Annotated in this window: 29 protein-coding genes; 9 read left to right on the forward strand and 20 right to left on the reverse strand. The window is 69.8% G+C overall.

The window, feature by feature from the left end; genetic code table 11:
• Positions 1 to 109: 109 nt before the first annotated feature.
• The 5 genes from ACLBWP_RS02140 to ACLBWP_RS02160 all read right to left on the reverse strand — a co-directional run bounded on the left by ACLBWP_RS02140 (position 110) and on the right by ACLBWP_RS02160 (position 4,107).
• A complete protein-coding gene (locus ACLBWP_RS02140; protein ID WP_447653846.1) occupies positions 110 to 403 on the reverse strand; it encodes a hypothetical protein in 294 nt (97 codons plus the stop codon).
• A complete protein-coding gene (fliS, locus tag ACLBWP_RS02145) occupies positions 393 to 821 on the reverse strand; it encodes a flagellar export chaperone FliS (RefSeq protein ID WP_447653848.1) in 429 nt (142 codons plus the stop codon). The genes ACLBWP_RS02140 and fliS overlap by 11 nt, the downstream gene beginning before the upstream one ends.
• A 13-nt stretch (positions 822 to 834) precedes the next feature.
• The gene (gene fliD, locus ACLBWP_RS02150; protein ID WP_243561167.1) at positions 835 to 2,235 is read right to left on the reverse strand and encodes a flagellar filament capping protein FliD; all 1,401 of its coding nucleotides are present in this window, start codon (positions 2,233 to 2,235) and stop codon (positions 835 to 837) included.
• 86 nt (positions 2,236 to 2,321) lie between these two features.
• Positions 2,322 to 3,161 carry a flagellin N-terminal helical domain-containing protein gene (locus ACLBWP_RS02155; RefSeq protein WP_243561166.1) on the reverse strand — a complete coding sequence of 280 codons (840 nt, stop codon included), beginning with the start codon at positions 3,159 to 3,161 and terminating at the stop codon, positions 2,322 to 2,324.
• A gap of 127 nt (positions 3,162 to 3,288) precedes the next feature.
• The gene (locus ACLBWP_RS02160) at positions 3,289 to 4,107 is read right to left on the reverse strand and encodes a sigma-70 family RNA polymerase sigma factor (RefSeq protein WP_447653849.1); all 819 of its coding nucleotides are present in this window, start codon (positions 4,105 to 4,107) and stop codon (positions 3,289 to 3,291) included.
• A 438-nt stretch (positions 4,108 to 4,545) separates the two neighbouring features.
• On the opposite strand from ACLBWP_RS02160, the gene ACLBWP_RS02165 reads away from it, so the two are divergent.
• The 4 genes from ACLBWP_RS02165 to fliW are packed head-to-tail and all read left to right on the forward strand — an operon-like array spanning position 4,546 to position 7,730.
• Positions 4,546 to 5,031, forward strand: a complete 486-nt coding sequence (locus ACLBWP_RS02165) for a flagellar protein FlgN (protein ID WP_447653850.1) — start codon at positions 4,546 to 4,548, stop codon at positions 5,029 to 5,031.
• 4 nt (positions 5,032 to 5,035) lie between these two features.
• Complete coding sequence (gene flgK, locus ACLBWP_RS02170) at positions 5,036 to 6,457, forward strand: flagellar hook-associated protein FlgK (protein WP_447653851.1); 1,422 nt, start codon at positions 5,036 to 5,038, stop codon at positions 6,455 to 6,457.
• A gap of 2 nt (positions 6,458 to 6,459) precedes the next feature.
• On the forward strand, positions 6,460 to 7,341 hold the full coding sequence (gene flgL, locus ACLBWP_RS02175) for a flagellar hook-associated protein FlgL (RefSeq protein ID WP_447653852.1): 882 nt from the start codon (positions 6,460 to 6,462) through the stop codon (positions 7,339 to 7,341).
• Positions 7,338 to 7,730 carry a flagellar assembly protein FliW gene (gene fliW / locus ACLBWP_RS02180; RefSeq protein WP_447653853.1) on the forward strand — a complete coding sequence of 131 codons (393 nt, stop codon included), beginning with the start codon at positions 7,338 to 7,340 and terminating at the stop codon, positions 7,728 to 7,730. The genes flgL and fliW overlap by 4 nt, the downstream gene beginning before the upstream one ends.
• A gap of 318 nt (positions 7,731 to 8,048) precedes the next feature.
• Here the strand turns inward: fliW and ACLBWP_RS02185 are convergent, their stop codons facing one another.
• The gene (locus ACLBWP_RS02185) at positions 8,049 to 8,489 is read right to left on the reverse strand and encodes a hypothetical protein (RefSeq protein ID WP_447653854.1); all 441 of its coding nucleotides are present in this window, start codon (positions 8,487 to 8,489) and stop codon (positions 8,049 to 8,051) included.
• 102 nt (positions 8,490 to 8,591) lie between these two features.
• Here ACLBWP_RS02185 and ACLBWP_RS02190 point away from each other — a divergent pair, with 102 nt between their 5' ends.
• Positions 8,592 to 9,065 (forward strand): hypothetical protein, encoded by a 474-nt coding sequence (locus ACLBWP_RS02190; protein WP_243561159.1) that lies wholly within the window; start codon positions 8,592 to 8,594, stop codon positions 9,063 to 9,065.
• Between the two features lie 134 nt (positions 9,066 to 9,199).
• A complete protein-coding gene (locus ACLBWP_RS02195) occupies positions 9,200 to 10,111 on the forward strand; it encodes a hypothetical protein (protein ID WP_447653855.1) in 912 nt (303 codons plus the stop codon).
• A 169-nt stretch (positions 10,112 to 10,280) separates the two neighbouring features.
• Here the strand turns inward: ACLBWP_RS02195 and ACLBWP_RS02200 are convergent, their stop codons facing one another.
• Together ACLBWP_RS02200 and ACLBWP_RS02205 are read right to left on the reverse strand one after the other, a co-directional pair.
• Positions 10,281 to 11,249: a beta-ketoacyl-ACP synthase III gene (locus tag ACLBWP_RS02200; RefSeq protein ID WP_447653856.1), complete on the reverse strand. Its 969-nt coding sequence runs from the start codon at positions 11,247 to 11,249 to the stop codon at positions 10,281 to 10,283.
• Between the two features lie 52 nt (positions 11,250 to 11,301).
• A complete protein-coding gene (locus ACLBWP_RS02205) occupies positions 11,302 to 11,670 on the reverse strand; it encodes a ChaB family protein (RefSeq protein WP_447653857.1) in 369 nt (122 codons plus the stop codon).
• Positions 11,671 to 11,773: 103 nt separating this feature from the next.
• Here ACLBWP_RS02205 and ACLBWP_RS02210 point away from each other — a divergent pair, with 103 nt between their 5' ends.
• Together ACLBWP_RS02210 and ACLBWP_RS02215 are read left to right on the forward strand one after the other, a co-directional pair.
• Positions 11,774 to 12,745, forward strand: coding sequence for an aldo/keto reductase (locus ACLBWP_RS02210; RefSeq protein WP_447653858.1), 972 nt, complete (start codon positions 11,774 to 11,776; stop codon positions 12,743 to 12,745).
• Positions 12,746 to 12,842: 97 nt separating this feature from the next.
• Entirely contained in the window at positions 12,843 to 13,403 is a 561-nt protein-coding gene (locus tag ACLBWP_RS02215) for a hypothetical protein (protein ID WP_447653859.1), read from the forward strand.
• Positions 13,404 to 13,406: 3 nt separating this feature from the next.
• Here ACLBWP_RS02215 and ACLBWP_RS02220 read toward each other — a convergent pair whose 3' ends face one another.
• Together ACLBWP_RS02220 and ACLBWP_RS02225 are read right to left on the reverse strand one after the other, a co-directional pair.
• A complete protein-coding gene (locus ACLBWP_RS02220; protein WP_447653860.1) occupies positions 13,407 to 13,892 on the reverse strand; it encodes a hypothetical protein in 486 nt (161 codons plus the stop codon).
• Positions 13,892 to 14,437: a hypothetical protein gene (locus ACLBWP_RS02225; protein WP_447653861.1), complete on the reverse strand. Its 546-nt coding sequence runs from the start codon at positions 14,435 to 14,437 to the stop codon at positions 13,892 to 13,894. The genes ACLBWP_RS02220 and ACLBWP_RS02225 overlap by 1 nt, the downstream gene beginning before the upstream one ends.
• Here ACLBWP_RS02225 and ACLBWP_RS02230 point away from each other — a divergent pair.
• Entirely contained in the window at positions 14,436 to 15,035 is a 600-nt protein-coding gene (locus tag ACLBWP_RS02230) for a hypothetical protein (RefSeq protein WP_447653862.1), read from the forward strand. The two genes, ACLBWP_RS02225 and ACLBWP_RS02230, sit on opposite strands and share 2 nt — an antisense overlap.
• Positions 15,036 to 15,056: 21 nt before the next feature.
• On the opposite strand, the gene ACLBWP_RS02235 is transcribed toward ACLBWP_RS02230, so the two are convergent.
• From ACLBWP_RS02235 to ACLBWP_RS02280, 10 genes are all read right to left on the reverse strand, one after another.
• Positions 15,057 to 15,959 carry a hypothetical protein gene (locus ACLBWP_RS02235; RefSeq protein ID WP_447653863.1) on the reverse strand — a complete coding sequence of 301 codons (903 nt, stop codon included), beginning with the start codon at positions 15,957 to 15,959 and terminating at the stop codon, positions 15,057 to 15,059.
• Positions 15,960 to 16,027: 68 nt separating this feature from the next.
• Entirely contained in the window at positions 16,028 to 16,375 is a 348-nt protein-coding gene (locus ACLBWP_RS02240) for a contact-dependent growth inhibition system immunity protein (RefSeq protein WP_243561149.1), read from the reverse strand.
• Positions 16,372 to 16,689, reverse strand: coding sequence for a hypothetical protein (locus ACLBWP_RS02245; RefSeq protein WP_447653864.1), 318 nt, complete (start codon positions 16,687 to 16,689; stop codon positions 16,372 to 16,374). Before ACLBWP_RS02245 ends, ACLBWP_RS02240 begins: the two co-directional genes overlap by 4 nt.
• Positions 16,655 to 17,158, reverse strand: a complete 504-nt coding sequence (locus ACLBWP_RS02250; RefSeq protein ID WP_447653865.1) for a DUF6177 family protein — start codon at positions 17,156 to 17,158, stop codon at positions 16,655 to 16,657. Before ACLBWP_RS02250 ends, ACLBWP_RS02245 begins: the two co-directional genes overlap by 35 nt.
• 185 nt (positions 17,159 to 17,343) lie before the next feature.
• Positions 17,344 to 18,000: a tyrosine-protein phosphatase gene (locus ACLBWP_RS02255; RefSeq protein WP_447653866.1), complete on the reverse strand. Its 657-nt coding sequence runs from the start codon at positions 17,998 to 18,000 to the stop codon at positions 17,344 to 17,346.
• Positions 18,001 to 18,231: 231 nt separating this feature from the next.
• Positions 18,232 to 19,074, reverse strand: coding sequence for a hypothetical protein (locus ACLBWP_RS02260; RefSeq protein WP_447653867.1), 843 nt, complete (start codon positions 19,072 to 19,074; stop codon positions 18,232 to 18,234).
• The gene (locus ACLBWP_RS02265; RefSeq protein WP_447653868.1) at positions 19,071 to 19,532 is read right to left on the reverse strand and encodes a contact-dependent growth inhibition system immunity protein; all 462 of its coding nucleotides are present in this window, start codon (positions 19,530 to 19,532) and stop codon (positions 19,071 to 19,073) included. Before ACLBWP_RS02265 ends, ACLBWP_RS02260 begins: the two co-directional genes overlap by 4 nt.
• Positions 19,533 to 19,817: 285 nt before the next feature.
• Positions 19,818 to 20,549: a hypothetical protein gene (locus tag ACLBWP_RS02270; protein ID WP_447653869.1), complete on the reverse strand. Its 732-nt coding sequence runs from the start codon at positions 20,547 to 20,549 to the stop codon at positions 19,818 to 19,820.
• 12 nt (positions 20,550 to 20,561) lie between these two features.
• Positions 20,562 to 22,655, reverse strand: a complete 2,094-nt coding sequence (locus ACLBWP_RS02275) for a hypothetical protein (RefSeq protein ID WP_447653870.1) — start codon at positions 22,653 to 22,655, stop codon at positions 20,562 to 20,564.
• Positions 22,652 to 23,011: a DUF6507 family protein gene (locus ACLBWP_RS02280; protein WP_447653871.1), complete on the reverse strand. Its 360-nt coding sequence runs from the start codon at positions 23,009 to 23,011 to the stop codon at positions 22,652 to 22,654. Before ACLBWP_RS02280 ends, ACLBWP_RS02275 begins: the two co-directional genes overlap by 4 nt.
• Positions 23,012 to 23,030: the final 19 nt, after the last annotated feature.

Consider the following 23,030-nt stretch of genomic DNA (forward strand, 5'->3'; position numbering starts at 1 on the left):
GGTGGCCGATCCGTGGCCGGGTGGTCGAGCGATCCGTGCTCGTGGTGCGCTATCGGTGGGTCGCGTCGGGCTCGTTAGTGCTCGCCCCGAACGGGGGCCGGGAGGGCGCCTACGCGCTGGCGTCGAGGTAGACCGAGCGCTGCGGCTCGCGGGTCGCGTCGACCTGGCGCAGGGCGCCGAGGTGCTCGAGCGTGGCGCGGCGCTGCAGTTCCAGGGACTGCATGCGGTCGTGCTGGGCGGCGAGCAGCCGGGAGGCCCGCCCCATCAGTGCGCGCGGCACCGGTCCCAGCCCGGTCGGCGCGTGCCAGGGGGCCGGGTCGTCGTCGACCGCCGCCCGTTCCAGGACGGTGAGCACGGCCTCCCACTCGGCGCGGTGCGCCGCGTCCCGCTGTTCAGGCGACACCGAGGGCTCCGCCCGATGCGACCGGTGCGGTCGCGGTCATGGTGCTGGCCGCATCGTGCCAGGCCTGGCGCAGCGGCTCGAGGATCCGGATGCAGTCGCGGGTGGCCTGCACGTCGCGGTGGACGTTCGCGGTGATGAGCGAGGTCGACGCGTAGTTGTAGATCGCCAGCAGGCCCTCGCCGCCGTCCCACGCGTCGATGCGCAGCGTGGACGACAGCTCGCCGACGATGGCCTGGGCGTGCAGCAGCTGGTCGCGAGCGGCATCCCAGTCGCCCGTCGTCTGCGCGGCCTCGGCACGGTGCAGGTCGAGCAGCAGCCGGTCGTACAGCATCGTGACGAGCTGCGCCGGCGTCGCCGACAGCACGGACTCGTTCGTGTACTGCGCACGGCGGCGCTGCGAGAGGTTGTCGTACGTCATGGTGGTGTCCCGATCAGCTCGACATCGACGCGATCTGGCTGGAGAGCCAGCTCGACTGCGACTGGAGCTTGCTGAGGTTGGTCTCGAGCGCGGCGTACTGCGTCTGCAACGCCGACTTGCGCGATGCCAGGCGGTCCGTCCAGCGGTCGATCTGGTCGTTGAGGTCCTTGACCACGGACTGCTGTCCACTGATCGCGGTGGTGAGCGACCCGGTGTACTTGTCCGAGATCGCGGTGGCGGCGGCACCGACGGTGGTCGCGAGTCCGGAGACGACTGCCTGCGTGCCCTCGGGGTCGGCTGCCAGGGCCTTCTGGAAGGCGTCCGGGTCGAAGGTGAAGTCGCCGTCCTTGGTGATCGAGATGCCGATCGACGACGGGGACCTGCCGTTCACGGGTGCCGACATCGTGCTCGACAGGCGCTGCATGGCGTCGCGCGTGGTGGCGTCACCGAGCAGCACACCGGCCGTGGTCGTCGTCGTGCCCGAGGTGGCGCTCGTCGTGTTCGTGACGCCGGTGTTCGACCCGTAGTACTTCGCGATGGCGTTCATCGCGTCGACCAGGCCGGAGGCGACCGACTGTGCCTTCGTGGTGTCCCGGGCGACGGTGACCGTCACCGGGTCGGTGGTCGCTTGTGAGACCGTGACCGTGACACCGGGCAGCAGGTCCGTGAACGTGTTCGACGCGCTCGTCACGGTCTGCGCCGCGGCGGTGCCGGCCCAGAGCGTGACCGAGGCGTCCGAGGCCGTGCGGACGACGGCCGCACCGGGCTCGGCGAGGACGTCCGTGCCGGAGCCGGCAGCGACCTGGTCGGCCGTGCCGCGGTGGACGGTGAACGCCCCGGCGGCGCCGGTCGAGGTCGCGGTGAGCTGCAGCCGCCAGAGCTTCGTGCCGTCGGCCGCGGTGCCGGCGGCCACCTTGGTCGCCGTGACGCCCGCGGCGGACTTGGTGATCGCCGATGCGACGTCGTCGAGCGACCCGGACGCGGGCGTGACCGTGGTGGTCGTGCCGTCGGCGCGCGTGATCGTCACCGGCTGTGCGCCGGTGGACCACGTCGCCATCGCGGCGGTGACCCCGACCTGCGCGGCCGCTGTCGACCCGACGGTGAACGACACCGAACCGGGTGCGGCGTTCGCACCGGTCGCCACCGTGGCGCCGGGGCTCGAGCTCGTGCCGGTGTACACGTCGAGCGACGAGGCCTTCGCCGCGTCCGCCGCCTTCGACGCCAGGGTCTGCACCAGCGAGTTCATCGTCTGCAGCGACGAGATAAACGAGTTGGTCGTCGTGACCTTGTTCTTGAGCAGGGTCTGCGGCACCGACTCGACCGACATGAGCGAGTTGATGAGGTCCGTCGTCTTGAGCCCGGACACGAGACCGTCGATGGCGAAACTGCCACTCGACACGGACGACGTGGACATCCTGGCTCCTCGGCGCAGTGGTGGTCAGGGGTGGTGCGCCGCTCCCCGGGAGGCCTGAACTGTCCCGGAGAGCGGCGCGGTCGCGACTAGCGGAGCAGCGACAGGACGCCCTGCGTGCTCTGGTTCGCCTGCGCGAGCATCGACGTGCCGGCCTGGCTGAGGATGTTGTCGCGCGTGTACTTGACCATCTCCTCCGCCATGTCGACGTCGGTGATGCGCGAGGACGCCGCGGTGAGGTTCTCCTTCGCCACGTTCGTCACGTTGATGGCGTGGTCGAAGCGGTTCTGGATGGCACCGATGTTCGAACGAGCCGAGGAGACGTACTTGATCTGCGCGTCGAGTGCGGTGATGGACGCCTGGGCGTCGTCAGCGCTGTCGAACTTCAGGGCGCCGACCGCGGTGGCCACGTCCTTGACGCTCGACTTCGACAGGTCCACGTCGATCTGGCTGGCCGCGTCACCGTTGGCGCCGACCTGGAACTTCAGCACGCCTGCGGTGCCGGCGGAGCCGTCGAGCAGGTTGATGCCGTTGAAGTTGGTCGAGGCCGAGATGCGGGTGAGCTCCTGGGTGAGCTGCCCGACCTCGGTGCTGATCGCGGTCCGCGAGTCCTCGTTGTTCGAGTCGTTGCCGGCCTGCACTGCCAGGTCGCGCATGCGCTGGAGGATCGAGTGGGTCTCGGTGAGCCCACCTTCAGCGGTCTGCACGACGGAGATGCCGTCCTGCGCGTTGCGGGCGGCGACCGTGAGGCCACCGACCTGGGACTTCAGTCCCTCGGAGATCGTCAGGCCCGAAGCGTCGTCAGCGGCACGGTTGATGCGGAGGCCGCTCGAGAGCTTCTCGAGGGACTTCGACAGGTCGCCCTGCGTCGCGTTGAGGTTCCGGTACGTGTTGAGTGCCGAGAGGTTGGTGTTGATGGACATACCCATGGTGGTTTCCTCCGTGAATTCTGGGTCTTCGTCTGCCCGTCCGTGGGCTGACATGGATGCCTGTCGGCCGAACGACCGGAGGCGTTAGGAGAACCGGCACGATTTCCTCGGCGCCGGTCCCCCACGATCAACTGGCGACGACCTGGTGGCCGCTCGTCGCGTCCTGCACCGCGCGGGCGACGCCGACCGCGGCGTTCGTCGCGACCCGTGCCAGGTAGGCGCTCCGGCGCGCGGCGGTCGTGCGCGAGACCGGCTCGGGAGCGGCGCCGCCGTCGCCGTAGTGCGTGGCGAGGCCGTCGCGCAGCAGGCGCATCGCCTCGGAGCGCTGCTGCGACACCGCGGAGTGCGTGATGCCGAGCTCTGCGGCGACCTCGGTCACGGACCGGTCGCCGAAGTAGACCGCCTCGACGACGTACCGCATCCGCTCCGGCAGCGCCTGGACGGCAGCGCGGAGGTAGCGGCGACGTTCGGTCTCGACCAGGTCGTCGCCGGGCAGCGGCAGGTCGGCGGCGACGGTGTCGTGCACGGTCTCGTCGATCGCGGTCACGGTGCGTCCGGCGTCGCTCATCGCATCGAGCGCGGTCTGACGGTCCACGCCCATCGCGTCGGCGACCTCCTGCACGGAGACGCTGCGGCCGAGCTGGGACGTCAGCGCCTCACGCGTCGCGAGGGTCTCGCGGATGCGCTTGCGGGTCCCGCGGCTGGCCCAGTCGGCGGAGCGCATGTCGTCGGCGATGGCACCGGTGATGCGGGTCCGGGCGTACGCGCCGAACGGCACGCCGAGCGTCGGGTCGAACGCCTCGGCGGCGGCGACCAGGGCGAGCGAGCCGACGGCGGCCAGGTCGTCGCGGTCGAGGTGGGTGGCTCGTGCACGGACGTCGGACACGATGTAGCCCACGAGCGGCAGGTGCTCGGTGATCATCGCGTTGCGTTCGGTGCGGTCCATGCGCTTCCCCTGGTCGTCTCGATCGGTGTGTCCCCGTCCGTGGGGCTCGCCATCGTCGTGTGTCCCACCCGGTCGGTGGGCACGACGAACACCGGCCGCGTCGTGGCCGGTGAGTACGCCGAAGACCACCCGGTTCCCTCCGGGCGGTGCACTCCGCGCCCCCGTGGCGCGTCCCGGGGTGTCCCCCGGTGTGCATCTCGAATGTATCGGCTGGCAAAGCGCTGAACACCCCTGTGATCGTCCCCAGTGCGGGGGGACGAGGGCGTTTCGGGTGTCCGCACTTGGGGGGACATGACCGATCCGGGCTGCGTGTTTGTCCCCCGGAGTGGAGGTGGCGGCCGATCGCGTGACCGCACTCGAGGGCCGCGCGCTTACGGGGCGCCCGCCCCGACCGATAGTCCCCGGTGTCCGCAAGACGACCGACACCGGGAGGAGATGATGAGCGTGAACGACCTGTCCGCCGTGCTCTGGCGCGAACGAGAACTGCTCGAGCTGCTCACGTTCAAGCTCGAGGAGGAGCAGCTGCTGCTCGCCGCCGGGCGCTCCCGCTGGGTGTCGCACGCCAGCCGCGAGGTCGAGCAGGTGCTCCAGCGGCTCCGCACGACCGGGCTCGAGCGCAGCGCGCAGAGCGCCGCCGTCGCCGAGGAGTGGGGCGTCGACCCCGCGGCTCCCCTGCGTGACGTCGTCGCTGCTGCCCCCTCGGGTCCGTGGGGCGAGATCCTGGCATCGCACCTGCAGGCGATGCTCGAGCTCACGACCCACATCGGCACGCTCCGCGACGAGAACGACCGCTTCCTGCGCACCGCCGCCCAGGCCACCGAGGAGACCCTCGCCGGCACGGTCGGCGACACCGCGACGTACGACGCGACCGGCACGTCCGGGCGCGCTTCGGGCGAAGCACGCCTGTTCGACGGGAGCCTGTGACACCGTGGTCAGCACCTTCGGCTCCCTCGCCACCGCGTACTCCGGCCTGAGCGCCGCCCGCGCCGGCATCGAGGTCACGGGCCAGAACATCGCCAACGCCGGCACCGCCGGCTACACCCGTCAGCGTGTCACCCAGTCGTCGGTCCCCGCCGTGCAGACCGGGTTCATGCGGGGCACCGCGGCCCTGGCCGGACAGGGTGTGTCGATCGACGGCATCGCCCGGCTGGGGTCGATGACGCTCGACGCCGGTGTCCGCGCCGCCGCCGGTTCCTCGGCGTACGCCACCACCCGCGCGACCGCCCTCGACCAGCTGGAGTCCGGGCTGCACGAGCCGGGCGCCGACGGGGTGGCCACGAAGCTCGACACGATGTGGTCCGCGTGGAGCGACCTCGCCACCCACACCGACGACCCGGGAGCCGCCACGGCGCTCATCGGCGCCGCCGGTACGGTCGCCGCGGCACTGTCCAGTGGCTCCAATGCCGTCGACGCGCAGTGGACCTCCGTCCGCGCCACCGTCGCCGGACAGGTCACGCAGCTGAACGACGCCGCGAAGCAGGTCGCCGACCTGAACGGCCGCATCCGCACCACCGTCGCCGGCGGCGGGAACGCCAACGAGCTGATGGACCAGCGGGACCAGCTCACCCAGCAGATCGCGTCGCTGGCCGGCGGGACGACCCGCACGAACGCCGACGGCACCGTGGACGTCCTGATCGGCGGCAACCCCCTGGTGCAGGGCAGCGACGCCCGCTCCGTCGCGCTCGGCGGCGGCACGCGCCTGGGAGACGCCACGGGCGTGACGCTCACCTGGACCTCCGGCTCCGCATCGGCCGTGGCCCTGACCGGCGGATCGATCGCCGGCAACGTGTCGCTCCTGGCGCCCGCGACCGCCAACGGCACCGGCGGCGCGCTCGCCCAGGCCTCGGCCGCCTACGACCGGGTCGCCACCGCCCTCGCCACGCAGGTCAACGCCGCACACCGCGCCGGCACCACGCCGGCCGGCACCACGGGCGTCGACTTCTTCGCCCTGACCGCCGGCGTCCCCGCGGCGCAGGGTCTGACCGTCGTACCGACCGAAGCGAGCGGCATCGCGACGCGGAACGCGGCGGGCGACCACGACGGCCGGGTGGCAGACGCCATCGGCCAGCTCGGCGCCGCCGTGGACGCACCCGATGCGTCCTGGGCGACGTTCGTGGCGGGGGTGGGCACGGCCTCCCGGTCGGCCACGTCCGAGGCGACGCTGTCCGGACTCGCCCTGACCAACGCGCAGAGCCAGCAGCAGTCCGGTGCCGGGGTCGACCTGGACGAGGAGAACGTGAACCTGTTGAGCTACCAGCACGCCTACCAGGGCGCAGCCCGCGTCCTGACCGCCGTCGACGAGATGCTCGACACGCTGATCAACCGCGTCGGCCTGGTCGGGAGGGGATGACGATGATCACCCGGGTCACCACCCAGATGTCCATGGCAGCCGCCACGTCGCGGCTGCAGGCCGGTGCCGCCAAGCTCGCGCAGCTGACGGACCAAGCCACCACGCTCAAGGCGATCGGGCGTCCGTCGGACGACCCCGTCGGCACCGCGTCGGCGATGCAGGTCCGCAAGGACCAGGCAGCGAACGCGCAGTACGCGCGGAACGCGAACGACGCCGCCGGCTGGCTCGCCACGACCGACAGCGCCCTGGGCGACGTGTACTCCGTGCTGTCGAAGGTGCGCGACCTGACCGTGCAGGCGGCGAACTCCGGCACGATGGGCGACACCGACCGTGCTGCCATGATCACCCAGTTCCAGGGCCTGGCCGCCGACCTGGCATCGAGCGCGAACACGAAGTACGGCACCCGCTCCGTCTTCGCCGGCGCGTCCACCGCCGCCACCGTGTTCGACCCGTCCACCGGCTGGACGGCCTCGACCGCACCCGTCGACCGCCGCATCGGGGACGGCACCTCGGTGCGTGTGGACACCACCGGCACCGCCGTGTTCGGCTCGGGCGCCGAGTCCGTCTTCGCCACCATCTCCTCGATCGTCACCGACCTGCAGAACGGCGTGAACGTGAACCCGAGGCTCAACGACCTCGACGCCCGCATCGACACGGTGCGCGGGGCCCAGGCCGACGTCGGTGTCCGGCACGCGGCCGCCCTCGCCGCGCAGTCGTCCCTGAAGTCGGCATCCGTCGACCTCGAGGCACGGCGCTCGTCGGTCGAGGACAAGGACCTGGCCAAGGCCGTCCTCGACCTGCAGGTGCAGCAGACCAACTACCAGGCAGCCCTCGCCGTCACCGCGAAGGTCCTGCAGCCGACCCTGATGGACTACCTCCGATGAGCATCCCCCTCACCTTCTCCGTCGCACCCTTCGGCCTCGAGCCGCTCGACTCCTTCACCCTGACGCCGGTCGTCGACACCGACGGGCTGTTCACGCTCGTCGGGGCGGGCACCACCGCGTCCGGTGTCACCGAGCCGCGGCTGTACCTGCTCGACGCCGCCGTGCACCTGCCGTCGTACGCACCGTCGCTGTCCGACAGCCAGGCGGCGTCGATCACGCTGACCGACCCGACCGAGGCGATGCTGCTCGTGGTCGCGACCCCGGGCGCCTCCGGCACGACGGTGAACCTGCTCGCACCGGTGGTCGTCAACGCGCGGACGGGTGTCGGTGCGCAGTTCATCCTCGAGGACCAGGACCTTCCGCTGCGCGCGGAGCTGGCGCGGGCGTAGGGGGGGGGCTGGCGCGGATTCGGCCCGCCGCCCGCCCCGCCGCTGACTCGGAACGACATGGTCGATGTCGTACGACATCGCACATGTCGCACCCGCGGATGCTTGCCGCCCGTGCGACAACCTCGCTGTCGTACGACATCGTCCCTGTCGTCCCAGCGGATCCTCGCCACCCGCGCGACATCGTCGCTGTCGTACGACACCGTCGCTGTCGTCCCAGCGGACCGTCGCCACCCGCGCGACAACCTCGCTGTCGTCCGACACCGTCCCTGTCGCGCCGGCGGCGCACGACTCTCCTCCACATCCTGGAGGCTCGGGGCATCATCCACAGATCGGCCTCCGGCGACGCGGTCCAAGCCCCGGAAGCGCGACAGTGTCGTCATGTCTGCAGCTCCGACCGTCCCGCTCATCCGCATCGCCCACCACGACAGCGCTGAACGCCGCGCACTCCAACGAGCAGTCCATCGTGGGGAGTACATCGCGATCCGACCCGGCGTACTCGTCCGGCCAGCCGACGTGGCAGGGCTCTTCCCCGAGCAACGCCACCTCGTGCTCGTCCGCGCCACCGCTCCGCTCGTTCTCCCGCCGCGGGTCATCTCCCACGCCTCGGCCGCGGCGGTCCACGCGCTGCCGTTCGTCGAGCCGCCACCCGATCAGGTACACCTGACCGACCCGCGCCGTGCTCGGCCAGACGGCAGTCGCTTCCTCCGGGTCCACCACGGGGTCGTCGAGCTGCCCCCCGACGAACATCGAGAACGGCATCCGTCTACGCTCCCCGTCGAGTTCGCCGGCGCACGGGTCACGTCGCTGGTCAGGACGCTCGCCGATGTCGCTTGCACGGCGACCCTGACGGCGGCGGTCCCGATGATCGATGCCGCGCTCGGGCAGGGGGCCACAACGCGCGCACTGCTCAGCGAGGAACTCGACCGAACGGCACCGAAGGCCTTCGCACGAGCACGTACGGCGATCGCGATGGGATCGACGCGGTCAGGGTCTGCGGCAGAGTCGGTCGCCCGCGTGCGCTTCCGCCAGCTCGGCACCACGGATCCGGTCCAGCAGCACGAGTTCTCCCGCCCCGGCGACCAACGGGCCATCGTGGACTTCTGGTTCCCGACCCAGGGCGTCGTGGTCGAGGTGGATGGTCGCGCGAAGTACCAAGACCCCACGATGCTCGACGGCATCTCGACCGCCGATGCCCACTGGCGCGAGAAGCAGCGCGAGGACTTCGTCCGCTCCTTCGCCGAAGTCCGCCGTGTCGTCCGACTGACCTGGGCCGACCTGATGGACCCGGAGGTGGTTCGTGCAAAGCTCGTCAGCGCCGGCGTGCCCTGTCGCTGAGCATCGTGGCGCTCGTGCGCCCCTCCCACGACCCGAGCCACGTCCCGAGCCACGACCCACGGTTCCCACTTCCACTGACGCGTGTTCCGGAGCCATCCAGCGACCCTCCCACGTGCCCGGCGTAGCGTTGCGGCATGGCCCCGAAGCAGAACGACCGGTCGGGCGAGCGGGACCAGGCGATCGTCCCGTTGCCCTCCGCCCCCCTCGACCAGTCCGCACCCCCCACCCAGGTCCCCGCGACGTCGAAGGGCTGGGCGAAGATGCTCGACCGCATCCTCGACGTCCAGCACCCGGCAGTCGTTGCGCACGTCAACGGCATCCGGCGCCGCAAGCCCGACGCCACCCCGGCCGAGGTCATCGAGATCCTCGAACGCCACTACCTGACCGCGGTCACGACCGGTGGTGCGGCAGTAGGCGCGAGTGCGGTCGTGCCGGGCATCGGGATGGCCGCCAGCTTCGGCCTGAGCGGTGCCGAGACGATCGGGTTCCTCGAGGCCACCGCCCTGTTCGCCCAGTCGGTGACCGAGGTCCACGGAATCACGCTCGACGACCCGGAACGCTCGCGCACGCTCGTCATGGCGATGATCCTCGGCACGCCCGGCACGCAGCTCATCAAGCAGCTCGCCGGCCAGGCCGCCGGCGGTCAGGCGCGCACGGCCTTCTGGGGCGAGATGGTGGCGTCGTCGCTGCCGCAGCAGGCGGTCAGCGGGATCGCGAAGCAGGTCCGGGACTCGTTCATCAAGCGCTTCGTCGCACGCCAGGGCACGTCGATCCTCGGTCGCGCGCTGCCCTTCGGCATCGGCGCAGCGGTGGGCGGGCTGGGCAACCACGCGCTCGGCCGCAAGGTGATCCAGGCATCGAGGACCGGCTTCGGCGAGCCGCCGGCGCACTTCCCGATCGTGCTCGAGCAGTCGTCGGGCACGCCGAGTCGCGCGGACAAGCCGAACCGGCGCGAGCGGAAGCTCCAGCAGAAAGCCGACAAGCGCCAGCAGCAGGCAGACAAGCGTGCCGTGCGCGACGGACGGCCCGGCGGCCGAGCCCTCTGACGACTCGGCACACGGGTCGCCGGCAGCACGGACCGGAGGTCCGTGGCGAGGCAGCCACGGGCCTCCCGTCCGTCAGGCGGTCGAGCGCATCACGTCTACCGTCCAGCGCATCGCGCCGACAGTCGGGCGCATCGCGCAGACACTCGAGCGCATCACGCAGACGTCCGACTCACCGCGCGCGCACCGGCGTGGTGACCACCTGTCCAGCGTGGGCGAAGCCCCCGCCGAACCCGAACAGCAGCGCCGGCACCCCCTCGGGCAGCTCGCCGCGGGCCCACGCCTTCGACAGCCCGAGCGGCACGCTCGCGGCGGACGTGTTGCCCGACTCGACGACGTCGCGCACGACGTACTTCGACTCGCCGCCGAGTGCCGTCACCAGCGGCTCGATGATCCGCAGGTTCGCCTGGTGGAACGCGAACACCGCGATGTCGTCCATCGTCAGCCCGGCCTGCTCGACGACCTTGCGCGCGTGTCCCTCGGCCTCGGTGATCGCCCACCGGTAGATCGAGCGACCCTCCTGCGAGAACCGCTCCGGTTCGCCGCTGACGCGCACGGCGTCCTGCAGGTGCGGGACGCTCCCCCACGACACCGGCCCGATCTCCGGGGTGTCGGACACGCCGAGCAGGGTCGCACCGGCCCCGTCGCCGACGAGCACGCACGTCGAGCGGTCGGTCCAGTCGACGATGCCGGACAGCACCTCCGACCCGATCACGAGGGCGGTGTCGGCGCTCCCGGTCCGGATGGCCTGGTCCGCGATGCCCATCGCGTACTCGAACCCGCTGCACGCGGTGTTGATGTCGATGGGCGCCGGGCCGTTCGTCATGCCGAGGGCTGCCGCGACACGGCCGGCGGTGTACGGCGCACGGTCGCGGTGGGTCGTCGAGGCGACGACGACCAGGTCGACGTCCGTCGGTGCGAGCCCCGCGTCGGCGAGGGCCGCACGGCCGGCCTCGGTGGCCATCGACGTGACGGTGTCGCCCTCGCCCGCGATGTGCCGGGTCCTGATCCCGGTACGGGTGACGATCCACTCGTCGTTCGTGTCGACCATCGTCGACAGTTCTGCGTTGTCCAGCACCCGCGATGGCTGGTGGTGTCCGAACCCGAGGATCCGGCTGCCGCGGAGGGAAGGGATGTTCATCCGACGAACGGTACTCCGGGCGTCGCGCCGTGCATGCGCGGCGCGGAATGCGTCACCGCCGTGCGGCCGCGCTCGCCGCCCGGTTCGCCCGCTTGATCGCCTCGATCAGCTGACCCTTGTCCATCGACGACCGTCCGCGGACGTCCAGACGCTTCGCGATCTCCATCAGGTGCGCCTTCGTCGCGGTGGCGTCGACGCCCTCCTGGGTCGTACCGGAGTCCGACGGCCCCGAGGACTCCTTCGCCTCCCAGTGGTCCCCGACCTTCTCGTACTCGTGCTTCACCGCCGCCCAGGCCGTGCGGCCGGCACGTTCCCCCTCGCCGTACTCGGCCTCGGCGGACTTCCGCGCCGCGGCGTAGATCGCCTGGGCATGCTCCGGCGAACGCAGCAGCGTGCCGGGCAGGTCGTCGTCAGCGGGCATGGTGTGCTCCTCCCTGTGGCGGCGGCTCGGATGTCCGTCGTCTGTCGTCACCGGTACTCGCAGGGCCTGTCAGGACGCAGCGAGCACGGGGTAGACCAGACACATGGACTACACACACCTCGGACGGACAGGGCTGTCGGTGTCACGAGCAGTGCTCGGCACCATGAACTTCGGACCGGAGACCAGCGAGGACGACTCGCACGCGATCATGGACCGGGCACACGAGCTCGGCGTGAACTTCTTCGACACCGCCAACGGCTACGGCGGCTCGGTGGGCAAGGGCGCCACCGAGGAGATCATCGGCCGCTGGTTCGCCAAGGGCGGCGGACGTCGCGAGAAGACCGTCCTGGCCACCAAGGTCTACGGCGAGATGATCGAGTGGCCGAACGGCGGCAAGCTGTCGGCCTACAACATCCGGCAGTCGCTCGACGCGTCCCTGCGGCGCCTGCAGACGGACCACATCGACCTGTACCAGATGCACCACGTCGACCGGGACACCCCCTGGGACGAGATCTGGCAGGCGATGGACCTCGCCGTCCAGCAGGGCAAGGTGCTGTACGTCGGCTCGTCGAACTTCGCCGGCTGGCACATCGCCCAGGCGCAGGAAGCAGCGAAGCACCGCAACTTCCTCGGTCTCGTCAGCGAGCAGTCGATCTACAACCTCGTCGTCCGCGACGTCGAGCGCGAGGTCCTGCCCGCCGCCCGCCACTACGGTCTCGGCCTGATCCCGTGGTCGCCGCTGCAGGGTGGCCTGCTCGGCGGCATCATCGAGAAGACCGAGCAGGGCTCGCGCCGTCTGTCCGGCCGCAGCGCCGAGTACGTCGAGGGACACCGTGACCAGCTGACGGCGTACGAGGCCCTCGCGAAGGACCTCGGTCACACCCCCGGCGAGCTCGCCCTGGCGTGGCTGCTCCACCAGCCGGGTGTGACGGCGCCGATCACCGGCCCGCGCACGATGGAGCAGTGGGAGTCGGCCGTCCGCGCGACGGACATCCATCTCGACGACGCGGCGCTCGCGCGCCTGGACGAGCTGTTCCCCGGCCACAAGACGTCGCCGGAGGACTTCGCCTGGTGAGTCACGGACGCGACCGGCGGACGGGAGGCGCGGTGCGGGCCCGCACCGCGCCTCCCGTCCGCGCTCTGGTTGCGACCTGGCCTGCAAGGACCGCACCATGAGCGAACACCGCGAACTCCTCGTCGCGCTGGACGTGCCGTCCATCGATCAACAGGCCCTGGCCGACCGCGTCACGGCGTGGCTCCGTTCGACGGGGTGGGCGCGACCCGACCCGGCAGCAGCGGCGATCGAGTTCCCGTCCGGCGAGCCGGACCTCCTCGCTGAACGGGCCGACGACTTCCTGATGGACCGGCCCGGCCGGGCTCGGGACTCCCTGATCGGCACGGTGTCCTGCGGCATCGGCACCCCGATGTGGGACGCGGTCGACTCGATGGAGGGGCCCTCGTGCTGGTCCTGTCGCACGACCGTTGCTGACGACGACGACGTGAGCCGACTCGGCGACTGGATCGACGGCGACGAACCGGTCTACACGTGCACCGGGTGCGGGGCTGTGTCCCTGGCCGGCGACATGGACGTGTCGGCCTCCCTCGTCTTCGGGAACCCCGGCCTGGTGCTCATCACGCCGGACCACGACGGGCCGGCGATGGCGGTCCGGCTCATCGACGAACTCCGACTGGCGTTTCCGAACCGGTGGGCGTACGTGCACCAGCACCGCTGAGCGTCAGGTCGGCGTCCAGGTCGCGAGGACGACATCGCTGCTCCGCACCTCCACGGCGCCGACCCAGACCGTCCCGAGCGCGGCGGCGAGCCGAGGCCACACCGACGACGACGGCAGGTCCCACGCTGAGGGATCCTGCACCCGGTGTGTCGACACCCGCACATGGTCCGGCCTGACGGCGACCTGGACCCATGCAACGTTCGTCAGTCCCACCGTGTACCCACCGGACTGCCCCTGGTCGACCCGGTCGAGGTGGTCCCGCTCCGGTCGCCGTCCGACCGCCGCGACGAGGTCCGCCGGAGCGAGTGCCTCGGCGTCGGCCAACTCCGGTTCCCACCGCTCTGCGCCGAGCCGCCACGGCCCCTGGTACGCCGGACCAGCCTCGCGGAGTGCAGCGAGGGTCGTCCGGAGACGGTCCGCGACGTCGGAGGGACGGACGACCCGGCCGCGCTCCCACCGCACGATCACGGACGGCAGCGCACGCTCCATCAGATGTCCCCCGCCTCGTCGTCTCGCGCCCCGGACAGCACGGCGCCGCGCGGTGGCACCACTTCGGCGACGACCGTTCGTCCGTGGTGCGCACGCGCGGACTCGCCGTCCCAGGTCGTCACGAGGGTCGTCAAGAGGTCCGTCGCCGCCGCGACGACGGCGTCGTCCACGACGCCGTCCCCGCGCGCCGCCCGGAACGGCGCGACGGTCACGGACGGCCACGTCCTGGTGGCGGACACGCGCAGGGTCACCGTGCCGTTGTCGAGCGCGAAGCGGTGTCCGTGCTCCGGCAGCGCCCGGTCGTCGACGTCGCGGACCGGGCGTGAGCCGACCTCGACGACGAGTCGTTCGAGCGGCACGGCCGCGACGTCCTCCACCGCGGGCCGGAAGCGGTCGTGCCGCAGCTGCCACGGGCCGGCGTAGCAGCCGCCGATCGCGGTGAGCACACGGACGCTCTCGGCGAGCGACCGCGCCAGGCGTTCCGGCTCAGCCGACGACCACGCCGCCGTCCCGCCCACGTCGAGTTCGAGCTGGGTCGCATCCATGGCCACCATCATCGCCCACCGCCGCGGAGCCATGTGGTGCAATGGACGGGTCGGAGCGGACCGGGACTTCGTCGTGGCGTTGGACGTGCCGGCGGCGCAGCAGGAGGCCACCGCGGACGCCGTCGGGGCGTGGCTCCGCGCGCACGCCTGGGCAGCGCCCGACCCGGCAGTGGCTCGGCTGCGCTTCCCTGCGCGTGAACCCGATCTCCTCGGACCGGTCGCCGGTGCCGGCGCGGACGACGACCGCGGCACCATCGCCTGCGGGGTGTCGGACGGTCTGTGGCTCGCGATGGAGGACATGCGCGGCCCTCGTTGCCCGACGTGCGGCACCGAGGTCGACGGGGACGTCGCGTTCCCGCAGCTCTTCGCCTGGGCAGACGGTGCTCCGGAACCGGTGTTCGTCTGTGCCGGCTGCGGCACTGAAGCCCGTGCCGGCGACATGGACGCCGAAGGGTCCTGCACGGTCGGCAACCCCGGCGTGGTCATCGTGCCGACGGTGCAGACCTCCTCGGAGGCCGTCGCGCTCGCTCGGCGACTCCGCGACGATCTCCGCGTCGCGTTCGGCGGCCGGTGGGTGCATGTGCACCAGCACGAGTGAGCCCGGGCACTCCCGAGCGCGCTAACGCGGCCTCTCCTTGCTCGCGACCTTCCAGAGCTCGAACGCCGCGACCTTCTCGAGCACCGGCACAGCCGCCACCGCCATCGCCCGGAAGGCGTCGTCCTCGCCCGCGAGGACGTACGAAGGCCGATCGAGATCGACGTCCGGGACCACGACAGGACTGACGAGGCCTGCTGCCGCTGCATCGCGCATCAGGCGCACGAAGTGGAGCCCCTGTGTCGCTCCGAGGACCTCGGACAACACCGAACTCGCGACCTCTTCCTCGTCGAGGTCCTCTGTACTGCCACCACTGGCGAGAGCATCGATGGTCTCGCGGGTGACCGTTCGGACGAGACCCCAGTTGCTGCTGGCGGTGAGCCCGCTGAGTTCACCGTCGAGTTCCCCGCCCTCGAACTCGACGACGTCCGCGGCGATGCGCTCCCGGAGCCACGTCGGCTCTTCCGACCGAGGGTAGCGACGGAGGTCGTCGCGGAGGTCGGGGCCCACGACGGGACGCGACTCGAGGAGGCGACCGTCGACGTCGATGGTCACAGGCCAGGCCGGTTCCTGGTCCCAGTCGAACTCGAATCGGTACCGGCCGCTGACGTCGAGCAGGAGACGCGCCGTGAACCATGCGCCCCGGGCGGGCTCCGCCATCTGCTCCCGCAGAGCCGCCCACGCATCGGACTCGGCGGCTGTCGGCAGGCCAGCGGTCGAGAGGGCACCGGCACGCTCGACGGCGTACTCCAACTTCGCCGTCACGCCCAGTTCCACGTACACCGCTGCCGCGCGCGACCAGGGCTGCTCCAGGCGGTCGAACGTCATGATGGCGATCCGGTTCTGCAGCGCGAAGTCGTCTTCGAGCGAAGTCACGTAGAAGCTCCTCTCTGTGTGGGCGACGACGAAGGCGCCCGCGACCTGCACGAACGGCGGTGTCCGGCGGGTGCAGGATCGCTCCGCGAAGGTGTCCGCGGACGAGGACGCTACCGTTCTCAGATCACCGGATGGACATCGCCGATCACAGCTCGAACTCGTTCGAGGAAATCCGACCAAGACATGTCGAAGTCAGTCAAAGGGTCCAGGTTCAACTCGAGTTTCCTCCCGAGGAAACTCAGCTCGTTCTGAGCCCGCGCAGGACCGATGAGAGTGCTGATTTCTCGTTGCACGGCACTGGCCTCCGCGGGTGAGTAGCCGCCCGCGCTGTCCGAGAATGCTTCCGCCGCTGTTGCGTAATCATCGCGCCAATCCTGGTGGAACGTGCCGGCGAGCAGGTTTGCGAGGGCAGGCAATGCCTGCCAGAGGTCGGTTCCAGAAAGCTCTTGGAGGTTCACAGGGGTCACTTCGCTCTGATCGGGAAGGCGGACTTCAAGTAGAAGCCCAGCGGAGATTGAATGTCCCGGCGGAGGATTATCCGGAACGACGCTGTCGGCTGCAGAGCACCACCGAAGTGGACCCCGACTGGAGCAGTCGCCTCGAAGTTCCTCACGAACAACTTCGATGAACCACCGCTCACCCAGCTCTTCACATCGCCACCCGCCGCCTCGAGTGCTTGACCGATGACCTTGTTCAGATCTCCTTCGGCAAGCCGGAAGGCACCGTGCCCTTCCAACGGCATGGGATCACGACCCATGACCTGCGCATCGGTCTGAAGCACTCCGGGCTCGTCGCCCCATAGGTGGCGGCTTGCCGGCGAGGGCCTCGAGCAGTTCCTCGGTGGCCCGACCGAGGACGACGCCCTCGGTGGCCCGGTGCAGCACTGAGACAGAACACTCGGTCCACGGGACTTCGTCAGACGCCGGGAGCACGCGTCGGACCGGCGCGGACGACGAGGTCCATGCCTCGCCGACCGTCCCGGCGACCGTGTCCGGATCGACCGCACGGTAGGCGTTGCCGACACGGACGACCCACGTCCCGCCGGCACCGCGGAGCGCGGTCAGCAGTGCGACCGTGACCCGGCTGGTGGCGGGGGTGAGCAACACGGTGGCGAGGCCCGCACTGGCGGTTCCGCGCAGCAGGCCGCTCCGGGCGCTGGAGAGGTCCACGACCCGGGCGTCGCTCTCGGTCACGACGAAGCCCGTCCCCACGGCGTCGACGAGCGGATGTGCGATGGTCCCCTGGCCCATCGGGCCAGCCTACCGATCAGGTGGCGAGGACGCCCGGGAACGACGACGCGGCGCTCGCGCGCCTGGACGAGCTGTTCCCCGGCCACACGACGTCGCCGGAGGACTTCGCCTGGTGACGTCACCAGACCGACGGGAGGCTCGGTGCGCGTCGGACGCGCACCGAGCCTCCCGTCATGTGGTCGCGATCAGAGCGCACCGATCTCATCGGCCGTCAGCCCGAGCCACCGCAGGTACGTGTCCACGCTCCCCCACCGCCGCTCGACGTGGGCGATGACCGTCGTCATCGTCTCAGGCACACATCGCTGCGCGCGAGCCGTCGCTGCCGGGTCGTCACTGACGGCACGCTCCGCCGCGAACCGGTCGACCAGGCCGGCGGCACTCGCGGCGTAGTCCGTCCCGATGCGCTCGTCGCTCGCGCCCCAGTGTCGCGCGAGCAGCGCGCTGATGATCCCCGTGCGGTCCTTGCCCGCCGAGCAGCACACCAGGACGTCGCCCTCGGTGGATGCGATCACCCGGAGTGCTGCGGCGATGCCCGACCGGTGCCGCTCGAGCCAGTCGATGTACTGGTCCTCGAGCTCGACGGCGTCCGCGGCCGACTCAACAGATGAGGTCGGGTCGAACAGCGGCACAGCGCGGTACGCCGCGGTGTCGGCGAGTGGGTGCCGGAGCGCATCGGCCTCGTCGTCGCGGCGCAGGTCGATGACCGCTGCCAGGTCAGGCGGGTACGCCTGGTGTCGGACGGGCTCGGAGTTCGCCCGGTACACCGTTCGGGGGCGGTCCGACTGCAGCATGGGTCCCCCGACCGGGCGGAGGTTGCTCAGGGTCGTCGACGTCGTCGTCATGGGTCCACGGTACCGAGCTGTCCGAGCTGTCCGAGCCGTTCGCCGACCTGCCGGAGCAGCTGCCGACCTGGGTCCGGACCCGAATCGATCCGGTAATTGGCATTCATCCGGCGCAGGAACGTCCGGACCTCGTCCTCCGTCGCCTCGTCGACGCCCAGCGCCAGGTACTCATCCCGCATCGCAGCGGAATCCGATCCGCGTAGTCGCGGTAGCTGAGTTCAGCGATCGAACTCATGGCATGCCTCCCCGTGTCACGATGTTGGCGATCTCCTGGATCGCCAACTGGCCCAGGAGCGAACGCAGCACGTGCACGTGCTCACGGAATGCGTCGTCCCTGCCGATCACCACTCGAGACGGACTTCTCTCGTCGTGCGTGAGTCCGTTCGGTTCCTCGACGACCCCTCCTGCCGCCGCGTCGCGCAGCAGGCGCATCAGCTGACTTGCGCGCGTGGATGCCAGCAGTTCGTTGTAGACCGCGTCGGCGACCACATCACTGTCGAGCACTGCATCGCGGTCGTCTCCGAGCACCTGAACTGTGTCTCGAACCATCTCTCGGATGATCGACCAGTTGTCGCTCGCTTCGAGCGGTTCGAGCATTGCGGACCAATCATCCGAGAAATCCAGAGGGTATGCCCCCAGGCGTTCGACAAGCCATCGCGGCGTGACTGTTGCATCCCGCGGGTACTTCGCCATGTCCTCGCGGAGCTCCGAGTTCTCCACGGGCAATGACTCCACGAGACGGCCGTCGATGTCGACCATGAGTGGCCATCGCGGCTCTTCGTCCCAGGAGAAGTCAAAACTGTAGGCACCGCTGGAGTCCAATCGGAGACGTCCGGTGAGCCATGCTCCGCGTTCTCGGTCGGCCATGATCTCGCGCAGCTGGCTCCATGCTTCGAACTCTGCGAGATCTGCAGGCGGAGTCCGCACGACAGTGGAGTCAGTCTCGACCGCCCGCTCGAGTCGCGCGGTCACGCCGAGGTTCACGAACACGCTCGTGCACCGCCGCCACCCCGGAGCCAGCCGATCGAACGTGAGAACCGCCAGCGCGTTCTGCAGTGCAAGTGCGTCACTCAATCGACCATCCCCTCCGGACTGTCGTGGGGCCCGTGCGGACGCTCCATGGTGCCAAGCCCACGCATGGCTGGATTCACAGTGGGGCGGTCCTGGTCCAGAGGCCCGCTCGTGAGGGTGTGGAGCAGTTCCGCGAACGCTCGACCGCTGATGCCCAGCTCGGACTCGACCCAGAGGTCCGCTCCAGAAACGTCGAAGAACCGCGAGAAGTGCTCGTCCGTGTGATGGCCAGCGAGGAGCCCTGACACCTCGTGATGAACACGACTGAGGTCCGGTGGGGAGTAGCCGATCAGGGCTTCAGCCAACGCAGAATCGGCTGATTCGAAGTCATCGCGCCAGTCCGCATGGAAGGTCGCATTGAGGAGATTCCACAGCTCGGGCAGCTCTTGCTTCACCGCCCGTTCGGTCATGTGGTCCATCTTCATCACCGTCCGTCCCCGTGCCGGACCGATGCCGACCATCTGACGAGGCTGCACACCGTCGAACCGACTGCCTGACGTCGCGCGCAGCTCATTCGAACCCGACTCGCAGGTCGGACGCCCCCGAGAACAGCGACGATCTCATCTCGAATCGTCCATGTCCCGTTACGCGTTCTCGGTTGCAGCAAAAGAATCCACCAGACGCGAGGCGATCTCGTCTGCGGATTCCGGTCGCGCATCCCAATCAGCCACCAGGAACCAGTCAGTGACGTCGATCTCCACGTCCACCATCCTCCGAGTTCACCAAGACCAAGTGCGCGAGCACCCTCAGCGGTCTGCGTGCGACTGCGACAGCTTTCGCGATGCGTCGACGAGGCGCTCGACGCGCGCGTTCAGTCCCGATGGGACCCCTACGTTCAACACGTGGATCCAGGAGTCCTTGCCGGCATGCTCCACTTGGTACTCAGGCGTCGACGCAACAGAGCATTCCGCCAAATAGGTGACCAGTCCGAGTTCTTCGGCCAAGTCGAGGGTGATGTACGCATCGAGTGCTTCGGCGAGGTACACACCCGCACGCTTTGGTCGCCACAGAGTCACGAGATCTCGAAGCACTGCATCCCCACGATTGGACATGAACAGCCCTGTGTCGACGTGATCTGGGGAGAAGTCCTGCGACACCGACAAGCTCAGCGTGTTCCCGGCGGAGAACTGGGTGCGAGTCGCACCGACGTGGATCGTCAACATCGCAGAAGCCAACTGCCCAGGCGCTGACTCGAGGTGCGCGAAGTACCCATCCTGAGGGAGCGGAGAGCCGTCACTGTTCGTCGCGACGTGCAGGCGGAGGTACTCAACGAGATCGTCGTCCGAGAGCGAATCAAGGTATCCGCAGACTCGTTCTCCGTCCAACAGCGCCAGGTCATGGTCGAACAGGCCACCCAACAGACGGGCGAGACCAGCAGTGCTGCGAAGTTTCCGCGCGACTTCCTCAAGGGACTCTTCTCGAGGCCCCCAGGACAGTCGGATCATCAGCTCTCCGTCTTCGGGCATATTCTCAGCCATAGAGGACACTTCCTACTCGAGCGGTCGGAAGACCACTTGTGCCGTGACTCCCGCTCGTCGGAAAGCCGATCGTAAGGCGCGTGCAAAAACACTGTCGGGCGTGATGTAGACCAAGTTTCCACCACCAAGCGAGTCTATCACCGCTGACTTTCTCAAAGCATTCGCAGCCTCCGCGGTGGCTTCGGCCCTGAGACTCGTAGCCACCTGCTCGGGCGATTGGAATTTGTGGAAGAAAGTGTGATCTCCCTTGACTTCGAGGAACGTGTTCTTCGATTCCCCAGGAATGAATCCATCAAACTCAGCGCGAGTGCCGTCTTCCATTCTGCCGATGAGCTCGGGGACTTCCTTCGGGAGCTGATGAATCCCTGTGAAGTATTGCTGTGCAGACATGCCGGCGGCCGAACGCGTTCGCAGCTCCCAAGTCGCGGAGCCGTGTTCTGTCTGAATCTCTACGTGGCCGATCTTCGGCTGCTCGTCGCGAGCTCGAGCGAATTGCGGGTCGCGAGGCGGGTCGCCGAGCGGGTCGACGTGACGCCACGCTGCCGGCACGTCCCGTACCGTGCGATCAGTACCGGACGGGCTGCTGTCCGCGGTCGAGTGGCCGTCGAGGTCGGCGCTTGTCTCGTGCGACCCAACATGCGGCGAAGAAGACGAGCTGCCGCCATCACCGTCCACCCGATCCGCTACCGAGTGCAACCAGTGCGACCCCGGCTCCGGGTGTCCCACCTCGATGTGGGGTCGCCCCAGCCCCACCCCGAGCCCGTCCGGCGTCGCCATGGCGTGCTCGACGCTGACCTTGAGCGTGGGGATCTTGTCACCGAGCCCCCGCAGCGCGTCCGCGAAGCCCCCGCGACCACGCTCGAGCAGGTCGCCCACGCCGGACAGCGCCTTGCCGGGCAGACTCGACAGCGCGTCCCCGACCCGGACCATCGTCGTGCCGGCCGAGGCGAGCTTCGAGCCGAACGCGGCGAGCTTGGAGCCGTCGGACCCGAGCACGGCGAGCCGGGACCCGAGCGCAGCGACCTTCGCACCGGCACCGACCTCGCCCGCGCCGGGGATGAAGAGCGTCCCGATGTTGAACGCGGCACCGCCGGCGGCGTGCGCCGGGTCGTCCCGCCAGTCGTCCGGGGACCCGACGAAGCCCTCGACCAGGGTCTTCTGCTTGTCCGTGATGTTCCTCGCGGTGTCACCGACGACGTCCGGCAGGATGCCCTTCGGCAGCGCGGCGGCGATCATCAGCGGCGGGCTGCCCATCAGGACGATGAGCCCGAGGGACTCCGCGAAGCCCTTCCACGACTGCGCGGCCCAGTCTCCGTCGCCCCACTCGCCGGTCTGCGAGTTGTACCCGATGAGCCCGCCGAGCCCCTCGACGGTGCCCTTTGCGGCGTCGTACACACCGGAGTCGAAGGACTCCTGGCACGACTGGTCGCCCCGACCGGTGCTCCCCCACGGCATCGGCTGGTTCGCCTTGACCGCGGCGGTGTAGTCGACCGCCTGCACCGGGGCCAGGCACATGTCGGTGCGCAGCCCGTTGATCGCGTTGACGCAGTCGGCCGATGCTGCCGACAGCTTGGTCTCCTGCTCGGCGACCTTCGTGAGCAGGTCGTTGTTCTCGTCGACATACGGCGTGTACTGGTCCCACGGCAGGTGGACGTCGTCGAGGACCTCGCCGAAGTGCTGGACCAGGCCGACGATGCCCTGGTTGGCGGGGTGGTCGGGGTCCCACGGGCCGACGGTCTTCCCCCGCAGCGCCTTGGCGACGAAGGTCTCGGCATCGGCTTTCAGCTCGACGAGTCGCTTGGCGATCGGCGCCACGGCGGAGGCGTAGTCGCTGAGGTGGGTCGACACCTTCTGCAGGGTCGCCGCCAACGACGCCGTGTCCGTCTCGACGCCGTCCATGACCGACAGCAGCTGGGCCGAGTCCGGTGTGGTGTAGCTGGCGCCGAGCTTCGACCACGCGGCAGTCACCTCGGAGCCGCGCGTCTGCACGTCGGTGGCCGCTGTCGAGAACGCCGTACCGGCGGTGTCGACCTGTTCGGCCTTGATGTTCGTGCCGGGGATGGCATCCGGGTCGATCAGGCCGTCGGCCCGGCACTGCCCCGTCACCGGTCACCGCCCAGGTCGACCCCGGAGAAGTCACCGGTGCCGGAGGCACGGATCGCGGCCGCCTGTGCCGTTGCGGCCATCTCCTCGTCACCTCGGTAGTAGGCGAGCGTCGCGTTGGCAGCGCCGGCGAGTCCGGCCGTGATGTGGTTGCCGACACGGGTCAGCAGCGCGCTGTGGCTCTCGATGAGCGCGGCCACGGCTCCGGCGACGGCCTGGTCGTCCCCGACCGCCGTGGTCAGGTCCGCGTGTGCGTCGGCGAGTCCGTCGAACGCGGTCGACAGGTTCGTCGCCGCCGTCTCGGTGTCGGTGAGTGCCGCCTGCACGCCCGCGGGCTCGATCCGCCAGCCGTTCGTCATCCCGCTCCCCCTGGTCGTT

Source organism: Microbacterium sp. M1A1_1b, assembly GCF_053345565.1.

What these genes read in the sequence shown, in the direction of transcription:
- ACLBWP_RS02250 (WP_447653865.1), bottom strand. Translation starts at nt 17,158, where the DNA reads ATGGGCCAGGGGACCATCGCACATCCGCTCGTCGACGCCGTGGGGACG.
- ACLBWP_RS02195 (WP_447653855.1), top strand. Translation starts at nt 9,200, where the DNA reads ATGGCCCCGAAGCAGAACGACCGGTCGGGCGAGCGGGACCAGGCGATC.
- fliW (WP_447653853.1), top strand. Translation starts at nt 7,338, where the DNA reads ATGAGCATCCCCCTCACCTTCTCCGTCGCACCCTTCGGCCTCGAGCCG.
- ACLBWP_RS02225 (WP_447653861.1), bottom strand. Translation starts at nt 14,437, where the DNA reads ATGGATGCGACCCAGCTCGAACTCGACGTGGGCGGGACGGCGGCGTGG.
- ACLBWP_RS02155 (WP_243561166.1), bottom strand. Translation starts at nt 3,161, where the DNA reads ATGGGTATGTCCATCAACACCAACCTCTCGGCACTCAACACGTACCGG.
- ACLBWP_RS02160 (WP_447653849.1), bottom strand. Translation starts at nt 4,107, where the DNA reads ATGGACCGCACCGAACGCAACGCGATGATCACCGAGCACCTGCCGCTC.
- ACLBWP_RS02210 (WP_447653858.1), top strand. Translation starts at nt 11,774, where the DNA reads ATGGACTACACACACCTCGGACGGACAGGGCTGTCGGTGTCACGAGCA.
- ACLBWP_RS02230 (WP_447653862.1), top strand. Translation starts at nt 14,436, where the DNA reads ATGGCCACCATCATCGCCCACCGCCGCGGAGCCATGTGGTGCAATGGA.
- ACLBWP_RS02205 (WP_447653857.1), bottom strand. Translation starts at nt 11,670, where the DNA reads ATGCCCGCTGACGACGACCTGCCCGGCACGCTGCTGCGTTCGCCGGAG.
- ACLBWP_RS02265 (WP_447653868.1), bottom strand. Translation starts at nt 19,532, where the DNA reads ATGGTCGGCATCGGTCCGGCACGGGGACGGACGGTGATGAAGATGGAC.
- fliD (WP_243561167.1), bottom strand. Translation starts at nt 2,235, where the DNA reads ATGTCCACGTCGTCCGTGTCGAGTGGCAGTTTCGCCATCGACGGTCTC.
- ACLBWP_RS02270 (WP_447653869.1), bottom strand. Translation starts at nt 20,549, where the DNA reads ATGGCTGAGAATATGCCCGAAGACGGAGAGCTGATGATCCGACTGTCC.
- ACLBWP_RS02220 (WP_447653860.1), bottom strand. Translation starts at nt 13,892, where the DNA reads ATGGAGCGTGCGCTGCCGTCCGTGATCGTGCGGTGGGAGCGCGGCCGG.
- ACLBWP_RS02215 (WP_447653859.1), top strand. Translation starts at nt 12,843, where the DNA reads ATGAGCGAACACCGCGAACTCCTCGTCGCGCTGGACGTGCCGTCCATC.
- fliS (WP_447653848.1), bottom strand. Translation starts at nt 821, where the DNA reads ATGACGTACGACAACCTCTCGCAGCGCCGCCGTGCGCAGTACACGAAC.
- ACLBWP_RS02280 (WP_447653871.1), bottom strand. Translation starts at nt 23,011, where the DNA reads ATGACGAACGGCTGGCGGATCGAGCCCGCGGGCGTGCAGGCGGCACTC.
- flgL (WP_447653852.1), top strand. Translation starts at nt 6,460, where the DNA reads ATGATCACCCGGGTCACCACCCAGATGTCCATGGCAGCCGCCACGTCG.
- ACLBWP_RS02190 (WP_243561159.1), top strand. Translation starts at nt 8,592, where the DNA reads ATGATCGATGCCGCGCTCGGGCAGGGGGCCACAACGCGCGCACTGCTC.
- ACLBWP_RS02165 (WP_447653850.1), top strand. Translation starts at nt 4,546, where the DNA reads ATGAGCGTGAACGACCTGTCCGCCGTGCTCTGGCGCGAACGAGAACTG.
- ACLBWP_RS02200 (WP_447653856.1), bottom strand. Translation starts at nt 11,249, where the DNA reads ATGAACATCCCTTCCCTCCGCGGCAGCCGGATCCTCGGGTTCGGACAC.
- ACLBWP_RS02185 (WP_447653854.1), bottom strand. Translation starts at nt 8,489, where the DNA reads ATGCCGTTCTCGATGTTCGTCGGGGGGCAGCTCGACGACCCCGTGGTG.
- ACLBWP_RS02255 (WP_447653866.1), bottom strand. Translation starts at nt 18,000, where the DNA reads ATGACGACGACGTCGACGACCCTGAGCAACCTCCGCCCGGTCGGGGGA.